This is a genomic window from Fulvivirga ulvae, from assembly GCF_021389975.1.
Taxonomy (GTDB): Bacteria; Bacteroidota; Bacteroidia; order Cytophagales; family Cyclobacteriaceae; genus Fulvivirga; species Fulvivirga ulvae.
On record NZ_CP089981.1, the window covers coordinates 807830 to 820368 of the forward strand.

The 12539-nt window shown below is 43.6% G+C and carries 10 protein-coding genes; 1 reads left to right on the forward strand and 9 read right to left on the reverse strand.

Annotation, left to right across the window (positions count from 1 at the left end):
* Positions 1 to 106: 106 nt before the first annotated feature.
* The 9 genes from ilvC to LVD17_RS03485 all read right to left on the reverse strand — a co-directional run bounded on the left by ilvC (position 107) and on the right by LVD17_RS03485 (position 10630).
* Positions 107 to 1153 carry a ketol-acid reductoisomerase gene (ilvC, locus tag LVD17_RS03445; RefSeq protein ID WP_233764773.1) on the reverse strand — a complete coding sequence of 349 codons (1047 nt, stop codon included), beginning with the start codon at positions 1151 to 1153 and terminating at the stop codon, positions 107 to 109.
* Positions 1154 to 1301: 148 nt separating this feature from the next.
* On the reverse strand, positions 1302 to 1745 hold the full coding sequence (ilvN, locus tag LVD17_RS03450; RefSeq protein ID WP_306415979.1) for an acetolactate synthase small subunit: 444 nt from the start codon (positions 1743 to 1745) through the stop codon (positions 1302 to 1304).
* Between the two features lies 1 nt (position 1746).
* Positions 1747 to 3477 (reverse strand): biosynthetic-type acetolactate synthase large subunit, encoded by a 1731-nt coding sequence (gene ilvB / locus LVD17_RS03455; protein WP_233764774.1) that lies wholly within the window; start codon positions 3475 to 3477, stop codon positions 1747 to 1749.
* Between the two features lie 3 nt (positions 3478 to 3480).
* The gene (gene ilvD, locus LVD17_RS03460) at positions 3481 to 5160 is read right to left on the reverse strand and encodes a dihydroxy-acid dehydratase (protein ID WP_233764775.1); all 1680 of its coding nucleotides are present in this window, start codon (positions 5158 to 5160) and stop codon (positions 3481 to 3483) included.
* A gap of 3 nt (positions 5161 to 5163) precedes the next feature.
* The gene (locus tag LVD17_RS03465; protein ID WP_233764776.1) at positions 5164 to 6075 is read right to left on the reverse strand and encodes a branched-chain amino acid transaminase; all 912 of its coding nucleotides are present in this window, start codon (positions 6073 to 6075) and stop codon (positions 5164 to 5166) included.
* Positions 6076 to 6300: 225 nt separating this feature from the next.
* The gene (gene leuB / locus LVD17_RS03470) at positions 6301 to 7377 is read right to left on the reverse strand and encodes a 3-isopropylmalate dehydrogenase (RefSeq protein ID WP_233764777.1); all 1077 of its coding nucleotides are present in this window, start codon (positions 7375 to 7377) and stop codon (positions 6301 to 6303) included.
* 78 nt (positions 7378 to 7455) lie between these two features.
* Positions 7456 to 8046: a 3-isopropylmalate dehydratase small subunit gene (gene leuD / locus LVD17_RS03475; RefSeq protein WP_233764778.1), complete on the reverse strand. Its 591-nt coding sequence runs from the start codon at positions 8044 to 8046 to the stop codon at positions 7456 to 7458.
* A 4-nt stretch (positions 8047 to 8050) separates the two neighbouring features.
* A complete protein-coding gene (gene leuC / locus LVD17_RS03480; RefSeq protein ID WP_233764780.1) occupies positions 8051 to 9451 on the reverse strand; it encodes a 3-isopropylmalate dehydratase large subunit in 1401 nt (466 codons plus the stop codon).
* A gap of 12 nt (positions 9452 to 9463) precedes the next feature.
* Entirely contained in the window at positions 9464 to 10630 is a 1167-nt protein-coding gene (locus LVD17_RS03485) for a 2-isopropylmalate synthase (protein WP_233764781.1), read from the reverse strand.
* Between the two features lie 169 nt (positions 10631 to 10799).
* On the opposite strand from LVD17_RS03485, the gene LVD17_RS03490 reads away from it, so the two are divergent.
* Positions 10800 to 12368, forward strand: coding sequence for a hypothetical protein (locus tag LVD17_RS03490; protein WP_233764782.1), 1569 nt, complete (start codon positions 10800 to 10802; stop codon positions 12366 to 12368).
* The last annotated feature ends 171 nt before the right edge of the window (positions 12369 to 12539 follow it).

Sequence of the window (12539 nt, forward strand, 5' to 3'; positions counted from 1 at the left end):
TTAGGATTTATCTCTCTCACTTTTCTATGCTCCGGAATTGAGTTAAGCTATATCAGACCCCTGCTTCTGCAAGGCTTCTGATATAGCTTATATTAGTCAGGAATACTTACGCGCTTTCAGGGCGTAGTTTTCTTACCTCCGCTCCTGCTTGCCAGATCTCTGATTCTCTCAGTTCTTTCAGTTCTTCTTCAAGCTTTTCACGGTAATCAGATTTACTGTTGCTGTCTATTGATTTTTGCGCTTCATTGCCTTTAGCTACTTCAGAATAAAGCTCTTCAAATACAGGCTTTGATGCATCCCTGAATTTTTTCCACCAATCCAGTGCACCTCTCTGGGCTGTAGTAGAGCAGTTGGCATACATCCAGTCCATACCATTTTCTGCTACCAGCGGCATAAGGGATTGCGTTAATTCTTCAACCGTTTCATTAAAAGCCTCAGATGGCGTATGGCCGTTGGCTCTCAACACTTCATACTGAGCAGCGAAAATACCCTGAATAGCACCCATCAATGAGCCTCTTTCCCCGGTAAGATCACTGTAAACCTCTCTTTTGAATGTAGTTTCGAACAGGTAACCTGAACCTACACCTATACCTAGTGCTACCACGCGCTCTTTTGCCCTGCCTGTAGCATCCTGAAATATCGCATAGCTGGAATTAAGTCCACGACCTTCCAGGAACATTCTTCTCAGGGAAGTACCTGAACCTTTAGGAGCAATAAGAATTACGTCCACATCTTCAGGAGGTACTATACCGGTTCTTTCTTTATAAGTAATGCCAAAACCGTGAGAGAAATAGAGGGCTTTGCCCGGTGTAAGGTATTTCTTTACAGTTGGCCATAGTGTAATCTGGCCTGCGTCAGAAAGCAGGTATTGGATAACAGTACCCCTCTCACATGCTTCTTCTATTTCAAAAAGTGTTTTTCCCGGCTCCCAGCCATCGGCAACAGCCTTATCCCAGGTCTTAGAGTCTTTTCTCTGGCCAACAATTACGTTAATGCCATTATCTCTTAGGTTCAGTGCTTGCCCGGGACCTTGTACGCCATAGCCGATCACGGCCACGGTCTCATCTTTTAGCACTTCACGCGCTTTTTCTAAAGGAAATTCACTTCTGGTAACTACTTCTTCGATTACTCCGCCGAAATTAATTTTAGCCATAGCTTAATAGTATTATTATTGTTAATTATTCTTTTTTAAAATTATGGTGCCTTATGCAGTCACCAGTTGTTCTTCTTCCATTTCCCTGAGGTAAGATGAAAGCTTTTTCATGGGTTTTGAAACTGCCACCCTGCCGGACCTGGCAAACTCAAGCACCCCAAAAGGCTGTAGTTGCTCTCAGCAACTCCTGCGTTTCTTCCTTATGTCCGGTTTTCTCTATCACCACGAATTCAGACTCAACAGTCAGCATCCGCGCATGGTGGTCTCTAATTAGCCGCTCAAAATTTCTGCCTTCCTTCAATGCATGGGTAGAAACTTTATAAAGGGCTATCTCCTGGAAAACCGTCTCCTCATTGATATAATAGAAGGCTTTAAGCACGTCTACAAGCTTCTCAATCTGCTTAACCAGTTTCTTTACTTTCTCCTCTTCAGACTTTATCACCAGCGTATAGCGATGCACACCCTTGACCTCTGATTCAGAGACTGTCAGGCTCTCTATATTGATCCTTCTTCTTGTAAAAATGATCGTTATCCTGTTGAGAAGGCCGAAAAAATTCTCGGTAAATATGCTTATGGTATATTTTCGTATCATGTTACTCTAATCTTATATCTGAAACTGAAGCTCCTGTGGGAACCATCGGAAATACATTATCTTCTTTCTCTACAATTACTTCAAGAAGGAAAGGTCCTTCTGACTCAAGCATGGCGTTGATCCCCTCATCAAGGTTTTCCCTACGCTCTACTTTCAGTGCAGGTATACGGTATGCTTCACTGATCTTAACAAAATCAGGATTGACCATTTCTGTAAAGGAGTACCTCTTCTCAAAAAACAATTGCTGCCACTGCCTCACCATGCCAAGGAAATTGTTATTGAGGATCAGGATTTTAACAGCAGCATTGGTTTGAAAAATAGTAGCCAGCTCCTGTAACGTCATTTGAAATCCACCGTCACCTATTACGGCAACAACTTCCCTCTCCGGACACCCCAGTTTAGCCCCCAAAGCTGCCGGCAGGGCAAAGCCCATGGTACCCAGACCTCCTGAGGTTACATTACTGCGCGTTTTATTGAACTGAAAGTATCGTGATGCAGCCATCTGATGCTGGCCTACGTCTGTTACAAGCACACCGTCTCCATTGAGTTTCTGGCTAACATTTCTCACTACTTCGCCCATAGTCATTCCCTCTTTTTGAGGAAACAGGTCCTGGGTTATTACTTTCTCCACCTCAATAGCGGCAGTTTCCCTAAAGCTATTGATCCAGTCAGTATGTTTATTAGGCAGAACCAGTTCATTCAAAGCACACACTGCTTCTTTTGCATCGGCCACCAGGGGCACATCAGCAGGAATGATCTTGTCTATTTCTGCCGGATCAATTTCGATGTGAATTACTTTGGCCTGTTTGGCATATTTGGAAACATCACCGGTAACGCGATCATCAAACCTCATACCCACGGCGATCAACACATCACACTCATTGGTCTTGAGGTTGGGCGCATAGTTACCATGCATACCGAGCATGCCCATGTTCAATTCATGGTCGGTAGGCATTGCAGAAAGCCCCATCAGTGTCCATGCAAAGGGTATATCGGCTTTTTCCACCAGGTTAAGTACTTCCTGCTCAGCCTGGGCAAGTATTACACCCTGTCCTACGAGCAGGAAAGGCTTTTTGGCGCTATTGATCAGCTCTGCAGCTTCTTTGGCACGTTCCATGTCCAGCTTTTGGCGTGGAACATAGCTTCTTATCATTTCGCAGGGTTCGTAGCTAAATTCGAGCTGTCCAAACTGCGCATCTTTTGTGATGTCTATCAACACCGGTCCCGGCCTGCCAGAACGGGCGATATAAAAAGCTTTGGCTATAGCCCCGGGAATGTCCTCTGCTTTCGTTACCTGGCAGTTCCACTTGGTAACTGCCATAGATACGCCAAGCACATCCGTTTCCTGAAAAGCATCGGTACCCAAAAGGTGTGATGCTACCTGACCGGTTATACATACCAACGGATTGGAATCTATCATGGCGTCTGCCAAACCTGTAATGAGGTTGGTAGCTCCGGGGCCGGAAGTGGCAAAGCAAACGCCAACCTTACCGCTCACCCGGGCGAATCCCTGGGCAGCATGTGTCGCTCCCTGCTCATGACGCACCAATACGTGATTGATAAAATGCTGATAATCGAATAGCGCATCATAAATAGGCATGATAGCCCCACCGGGATAACCAAAGACAGTATCGACATCTTCTGCAAGAAGCGATTGGATGACGGCCTCAGCGCCTGTCATCGTCTGTGTCATTTTTGATTCAGCTCCAACTGTTTTGGTCAGTGTCTCCATAATTTATTGATCAGTTATGCATCCCAACGATGCGGATGAAACATTTTTGGCATATTTATAAAGTACTCCACTTGTCTTTTTGAGTGGTGGTGCTACCCATTTACTTAGCCTGTTTTGTAATTCAGCTTCGTCAATGAGTATATCTATGGTGTCATTTTTGGCATCAATACGAATTATATCGCCATTTTTTACTACGGCCAACGGGCCTCCCTCCTGCGCTTCAGGAGTTATATGCCCCACTACAAAACCATGTGTGCCTCCCGAAAACCGGCCGTCAGTGATCAATGCCACTTCCTTACCCAAACCTGCACCCATAATTGAAGAGGTAGGCTTAAGCATTTCAGGCATACCCGGGCCACCTTTGGGGCCTTCATACCTGATCACTACTACTTCTCCAGACTTGACCTGACCGGCTGCCAGACCGTCGTTGGCATCAAACTCGCCTTCAAATACCCTGGCAGGGCCTTCAAATACTTCTCCCTCCTTACCGGTTATCTTTGCCACTGCTCCTTCCGGAGCCAGGTTACCTTTCAGTATTCTGATATGTCCGGTAGCTTTTATGGGATTGTTCAATGGTTTAATAATCGGCTGGCTCTCTCCCAGTCCATTTACCAAAGCAAGGTTTTCCTTAATAGTTTTGCCGGTAATGGTGAGACAATCTCCATGCAGCAGGCCTTCTTCCAGCATCATTTTCATTACCGCAGGAACGCCTCCTTCTTTGTGCAGATCTTCCATGAGGTATTTACCGCTGGGTTTAAGGTCTGCCAACAAAGGGGTCTTTTCACTCACTTTTTGAAAATCAGTGAGGGTAAGCGGCACTTCAAAGGCCTTTGCAATGGCCAGCAGATGCAGTACCGCATTGGTCGAACCACCAAGTACGGTTATCAGTGCCACGGCATTCTCAAAAGATTTCGCAGTTACGATATCCCTGGGTTTGATGTCGTTGTAAATCAGGTACTTGATTGCCTCTCCTGCCCGTATGCATTCATTTTCCTTTTCAGGACTTTGCGCAGGGTTAGATGAGCTGAAAGGAAGGCTAAGACCGAGAGCCTCTATGGCAGAAGCCATGGTATTGGCCGTGTACATACCACCGCATGCTCCCGGTCCCGGACAGGCATGGGAAACAATACCCTGAAAGTCTTCCTGCGAAATTGAGCCTGCCATTTTCTGTCCCAAAGCTTCAAATGCAGAAACCACATCAAGCTTTTGATCGCGGTAACATCCCGGGGCAATAGTGCCTCCATAGATCAATACCGCAGGACGGTTAAGGCGCCCCATCGCCATCATTGCTCCAGGCATATTCTTATCACATCCAACTACCGCTACCAATCCGTCATATGACTGGGCATTGACCACAGTTTCAATGGAGTCAGCAATAATATCTCTTGATGGCAAGCTGTAACGCATGCCAGGTGTGCCCATAGAAATACCATCGCTAACTCCAATAGTGTTGAAGATCAGTCCTACCAACTCATTACTGATAGTTCCTTTCTTCACTACCTTTGCCAAATCGTTCAGGTGCATGTTACAAGGGTTCCCTTCGAAACCGGTACTAACAATACCTACCTGAGGTTTTTTAAGGTCCTCATCAGAAAGGCCGATGGCATGAAGCATTGCCTGTGCGGCCGGCTGTGTAGGATCCTGAGTTACTTGTTGGCTATATTTATTTAATATTTTTTGCATTCCTTAAACGATTGTCAATCCCTGATATTCATTAAACTGTACCTTCTGTCTGTACATCAGGTAAATGTTGTGTCCGGCAGAATCTTCCCAATTGCCCTTAAATTCTTCTCCGTTAAGTGATGCTATTGGCGCTACTTCCACGGCTGTACCGGTGAAGAAGGCATTATCTGCTCCATAAATTTCTTCCACAGTGAAGTGCTTCTCCACCACTCTAATATCCAGCTCACGGGCAAGTTCGATAACCGTGGAGCGGGTTATACCTGGTAAAATATTACCGGCAGGCGGCGTATAAAGTGTACCGTCTTTCTCAAAAAAGAAGTTGGCTCCGGGACCTTCTGCTACATTGCCATGCATATCGAGCAGCAAGCCTTCGTCATACCCCAGGCGCTTGGCTTCGGTAGTGGCAAGAATTGAATTAGTATAATGTCCGACAACTTTAGCCTCGACGTGGCAGGATTTCGGGTTAGGCCGCTGATACGAAGACACCATGACGTGCAGCGGATTAGTACCCAGGTATTTTGCCCATTCCCATGCCGCGATAAAAACATGCGTTTCTTCTGCGGGAGTAAGTCCCATGTATGGTCCTGAATAGACCACTGGCCGGATATAGGCATCACGAAGGTTATTTTTATCGAGAAGCTGATAGGTGATGTTGATCAGCTCTTCGGTAGAGTAAGGCAGGTTGACGTGCATTTTTTCAGCAGAGTACTGTAGCCTGTCGTAGTGCTCCTTCGCTTTGAAGATGTTACATCCGTTTACATTTTTGTATGAGCGAATTCCCTCAAACACTCCGTTGCCGTAGTGTAAGGTCTGGTCATACAAACTTGCTTTGGCCTCTCCGGCTTTTAGCCATTTTCCGTCATGGAAAACTATGGTGTCGTCGTTGTAATACATGGCTTTAAAAGTTGTGTTCATTAAAAATTGGACATAAAAAAAGCGCCATCCGTGGGGATGGCGCTTTATATATTTTTAGATATACCTAGATTCACCAGTCCCCTTTCGCTATCATAATAATGACGCTAATAATGACTAGTGATATAATGGTATTCTGATTCTTCATTTTTATTTCTTGAAATAAAGCTAGATAAAAAATTCTTAAAAGTGCAACGGCTTTCATTATTTTTTTTCATAGCTCTATGGTTAAACTGCAGTCAGCTGCTTTATATATTCCGCTACCTTATCTCCTACTTCGTTGGTTCCTTTGGCTTGCTTCTTATTGATATCTTCTGTTACAAAGCCCTCATTCATGGCTTGCATCACTGCATCGTTAACCGCCTTGCTTTCGTCTATCATTCCGAATGAATACTCCAGAAGCATGGCAGCAGAAAGTATAGCACCAAATGGATTTGCAATATTTTTATCTGCCGCCTGCGGATAAGATCCATGTATAGGTTCATATAAGCTCTGGTTCAGACCAACAGAAGCAGACGGTAGCATGCCAAGAGACCCTGAGATAACGGAGGCCTCATCTGTAATAATGTCACCGAACATATTTTCGGTAAGCACCACATCAAAATCGCGAGGGTTCTGGATGATCTTCATGGCGGCATTATCAACAAACATGAAATCCAGCTCTACATCAGGGTATTCGGCGGCCAGTTCTTTAACAGTTTCCCGCCACAATCTGGAAGTAGCCAGTACATTGGCTTTATCCACCAGAGTAACTTTCTTTCTCCTGTTTTGAGCAGCTTCGAATGCCAGTTTTGATACTCTTATAATCTCATCAGTAGAATAAGTGCATGTATCAAAGGCATTTTTACCATCTTCAGAACGCCCTCTGGGTTGCCCGAAATAAATACCGCCTGTCAGCTCACGAAAGACCACGAAGTCGGTACCATCGATGATCTCCTCTTTAAGTGGAGAAATGGGTAGTAGTGCTTTATAGCTTTTAACTGGACGCACATTGGCAAACAGTCCTAAGTTCTTTCTCATGGCTAACAGCCCCTGCTCTGGCCTTACTTTAGCCTTCGGGTCATTATCATACTTTGGGTGACCAATGGCTCCGAACAGTATGGCATCAGCCTGCTGACATACTTTTTCGGTTTCTTCGGGAAATGGATTCCCAGTGGCATCTATGGCGCAGGCACCTACCAAAGCTTCTTTGTAGGAGAACTCATGTCCGTACACCTCGCTAACAACCTTGAGTACCTTTAGCGCCTGAGCGGTTACTTCGGGGCCTATTCCATCACCGGATAATACTGCTATATTCTTTTTCATTTATCGTTTTTGGTTAGAGAAATAGTCCCGAAAGATCAAACCTAAACCAAATTTCTCCCAGGACTGTTTCTGCTTTCATTAATCCTCCTCTGCCAACTCGTATTTTTCGATTTCGTCAATTTTGCTCAAAAGGAAGTCTATGTCATCATAGCCCTTTTGAAGGCAAAGTTTCTTGTATGGGTTGATATCGAAACTTTCAACCAGGTTCGACCCGATAATACTTATCTCTTGATCCACAAGGCTAACTTTAATCTGTGCCTCCGGATCATCTTCAATTGTTGAGAATATCTGATCTAAAAAAACATCAGTAACCTGTACAGGCAGCAGTCCATTGTTTAAGGCGTTGTTTTTAAAGATATCGGCAAAAAAGCTTGAAACAACTACCTTAAAACCATAATCATAAATGGCCCAGGCTGCGTGTTCGCGACTGGAGCCACAACCGAAGTTCTTACCGGCTACTAAAATCTCTCCAGTATACTTTTCATCATTCAGCACAAAATCTTTATTAGGCTGCCCATCTTCCTTATATCTCCAGTCGCAGAAAAGGTTATCACCAAAGCCTTCCCGGGTAGTGGCTTTTAAAAACCTCGCAGGAATGATCTGGTCGGTATCCACATCCTGAAATGGTATAGGCACACAAGTTGATGTCAGTGTTGTAAATTTTTCCATGCTTTTATTGATCAATCATCTCTCTTACATCTGTTATATAGCCATTGATGGCTGCTGCTGCCGCTGTTAACGGACTGGCCAACATAGTACGTGCCCCAGGCCCTTGTCTCCCCTCAAAGTTTCGGTTGGAGGTAGAAACACAGTACTTGCCTTTAGGTACTTTATCCTCATTCATTCCCAGGCATGCAGAACAGCCCGGTTGTCTTAATTCAAAGCCTGCACTTTCCAGTATCTTGTCCAGTCCTTCAGCACGGGCTTGTAATTCTACCTGACGAGAACCTGGTATAATCATTGCGTACACATGCTCAGCCTTTTTCTTGCCTTTTACGAGTTCGGCAACCAGTCTCAGATCTTCTATTCTCGAATTTGTACAGCTACCTATAAATACATAGTCTATTTTCTTGCCCAGCAGCTGAGCTCCACCCTGCAAGTCCATATACTGTAGTGCTTTCTTCAGGCCTGGGTCGGTGCTTCCATTAGAGGTAGCAGGTATACTGCTTGTAATACCAATGCCCATGGCAGGGTTGGTGCCGTAAGTTATCATCGGATCTATTTCTTCAGCATTGAAATAAAATTCCTTATCAAAAACAGCATCGTCATCTGTTTTTAGGGTTTCCCAGTATGCAAGGCTTTTCTCCCAGGCCTCCCCTTTAGGAGCGAACTCCCGGCCCTTCATGTAACTGAATGTAGTTTCATCTGGGGCTATCATACCTCCTCTTGCTCCCATTTCGATACTCATATTACAGATGGTCATGCGGGCTTCCATAGAAAGTCCCTGAATGGTACTACCCGTAAACTCCACAAAATAGCCGGTACAACCACTTGTTGTAAGTCTTGAAATAATGTGCAGGATAATATCCTTGGATACAACTCCTTTCTTAAGTTCTCCATCGACCTGGATTTTCATCCTCATCGGTTTTTTCTGAAGGATACATTGTGTGGCAAATACCTGCTCAACTTCGCTGGTACCTATACCAAAGGCTATGTTTCCAAAAGCGCCGTGTGTAGAGGTGTGACTATCGCCACAGACGATAGTCATTCCGGGCTGAGTAATGCCCAGCTCGGGGCCGATTACGTGCACAATACCCTGGTAAGGATGTCCCAAACCATACAGCTCAACGCCAAATTCCTTGCAGTTTTCGATCAGTGTATTTACCTGATGCCTTGAAAGCTGATCCTTGATTGGTAAATGTTGATTTTCCGTAGGTACGTTATGGTCTGCAGTAGCGACTGTTTTTTCAGGCCTGAATACACCAATACCTCTCTGCCTTAGCCCGTTAAACGCTTGCGGACTTGTCACCTCATGAATAAAGTGACGATCTATATACAAAGCCTGTGGTCCGTTTTCTACTTCATGAACCACATGCTTATCCCATATCTTATCGAATAATGTTTTACCCGCCATAAGATCTCCCCTTTAAAAATTAACGTTAGTGATAAGGTATTTGCTGACGAGATTTTTCAGCTCTGCATCATTGACAATGGTGATTCTGTCCGCCACTTGCAGGAATCTCTGATAGACATGCTCCAGTTCATCTTTGCTCAACTGCACACCCAGTTTACCTATACGGAAGTTTAATGCTGCTCTGCCACTTCTTGCGGTCAATATGATAGAAGACTCATTTACCCCGACTTCTTCAGGGTCTATGATTTCATAGTTATCCCTGTTCTTGATCACTCCATCCTGGTGGATGCCTGAGGAATGAGCAAATGCATTACTGCCAACAATTGCCTTGTTAGGCTGAATCGGCATGTTCATAGTGGTGGACACTAATTGACTTATAGGGTATATCTGTCGTGTGTTGATACCTGTTTCAAAATTGAGCCAGTGGTGTTTTTTGAGGATCATGACTACTTCTTCCAGAGAGGTATTACCTGCTCTTTCGCCTATCCCGTTGATGGTACATTCTACCTGGCGCGCTCCGTTTTTTATAGCTTCAATACTGTTGGCAGTTGAAAGACCGAGATCGTTATGGCAATGGGTCGATATGATTGCTTTTTCAATTCCTTTTACATTATCGACAAGGTATTTAATCTTCTTGCCATATTCTTCAGGCAAACAGTAGCCAGTGGTATCAGGAATGTTGACCACCGTTGCTCCTTCTTTAATTACTGCTTCTATGACCTGAGCCAAAAACTCATTATCGGTACGGCCTGCATCCTCAGCGTAAAATTCCACATCACCAACGAATTTTCTTGCATAACGTACACATGCCTTGGCTCTCTCCAGTATATCTTCTCTTGTTGTCCTTATTTTGGTAAATACATGTTGGTCTGAAGTACCGATCCCTGTATGTATTCTTGGCCTTTTGGCATATTTAAGTGCCTCTGCCGCACACTCTATATCTTTCTCCACTGCCCGTGATAAAGCACATATCGTGACATCTCCAACCTCTCTTGACACCGCTTTTACAGCTTCGAAATCTCCTGGGCTGGAAATAGGGAAACCGGCTTCAATGATATCTACTCCAAGCTCTTCCAGTGCTTTGGCTATAATTATCTTTTCTTTTTTAGACAATCCACACCCTGGCACTTGCTCTCCGTCTCTTAGGGTAGTATCGAAAATATGAATGCGGTTACTCATAGGCTATTTCTTCTCTTTTTAATCAGCTTTTATGAGATCAAATGTAGGTGGAATAACAGCCCTAGTAAATACCTAAAAATCGATTAATTACAGTTTCTAAAGACACATATTTGGCATTAAATAGTATTTTTAACTAAATTAGAACTATAAATTTTACTTGATAATTACGATGTCAAAAGAGAAATCTGACGCCTTATTCAACCTGATAAAGTCATTAAAGAAAAGTGAGAAGCGCTACTTCAGGCTCTTTGTAAGCGTTGAAGATGGCAATAGCGAGAGAAAGTATATCAGGCTCTTTGACCTGATTGATGCCCAGGATTACTTTGACGAAGAAGTCCTGATAAGAAAAGACACGTCCATCAACCCCAAACAGCTTTCAAACCTTAAGGCCCATCTTTACAAAAAGATATTACAGAGTATCAGGCAATACAACCAATCTACGGTTTTGGATATTCAGATTAGGGAAATGATAGATCATGCCCAGATCCTGTTTAACAGAAGTTTGTATGATCAATGTGCGACAGTGCTAAAAAAAGCCAAAAAACAGGCTCATAAAATTGATAACCTTGAGTTACAGCTTGAGATATTGAAGTGGGAGAAGAATGTACTTACCCAAACTGTTGGACCGGGCAATCAAAACAGGGTGAACAGGATCATTGAGGAAGTACAGGACACGAATAACAGGATCAACAATATCAATTCCTTCACAAACCTTTCGGTAAAGCTGAACTCGCTGTACTATAAAATCGGGTTTATCCGAAACAAATCGGACTATGAGAAGATTGTGAATATGTTCAACATCAGCATGCCCAACTTCAATGAGGAAGAGCTATCGTTAAATGAGAAACTTAATCTTTACAGCCTTTTTGTTAATTACTATTTCTTTATCCAGGATTTCAAGACGGGATATGACTTTGCTAAAAAATGGGTAGCACTTTTTGATAAACATAAGGAGATCAGGATCTCAAAAGCGGATATGTATCTGCGCGCCATCAATAACCTGATGATCGCGCAATATAAAAATTATAAGTACTATGAGTTTGTGGAAACCAGCAGGCAATTGCGCCAGATCAGGCATTTCCCTAAAAATGTGATCAATGAGAATATCCGGTTAAAGCTATTGAAGTATACTTATGTACATGAATTCAACCGCTTTTTTATGCTGGGAGATTTTGAGCTGGGGGTTTCTTTACTCACTAAAATCAAGCCGGGACTTGAGCAGTTTATTACTCAACTGGATAACCACTCCACCATGATCATGTATTACAAAATCGCTTGCTTGTATTTTGGTAATTCAAATTATAGTGACGCCATCTCGTGGCTGAACCGGATTATTAATTCGGACAAAGTAGACATCAGGGAAGACATCCACTCTTTTGCCAGAATACTCAACCTGATCAGCCACTATGAACTGGGCAATGTGGATGTGATTGACTATTATATCAGGTCTACCTATCGATTTCTTCTTAAAAAGGATGATATGCATGATTTTCAGAAATATATTCTGAAGTTTCTGAAAAAACTGAGCTATAGGTTTACGGAAGACAAGCTGATCCCGGAATTCAAAAAGCTCCGCAAACAGCTTCTTCCATTACAAAGCAACCCGTATGAAAAAAGGGCATTCATCTATTTTGACATTATTGCCTGGCTGGAGTGTAAGATACAAAAACGACCGGTAGCCGATGTTATCAGTGAAAAGGCGCAGGTTATATTGAGAAAGCAGCGGAAAGCGGCTTGATCGATTAATAATTATTAGTAGTCGGCAGAACATTAAAAATTTATCGTCATTGCGATGAGTGAGGTACGAACGAAAAAGCAATCTCCTTGTGATGGAGGGTAAGCTCAATCCCATTTGCGGAACAGTTCACTCTTCGGAACAGGGGGATCGCTTCCTCCTACCGTCGTCGCG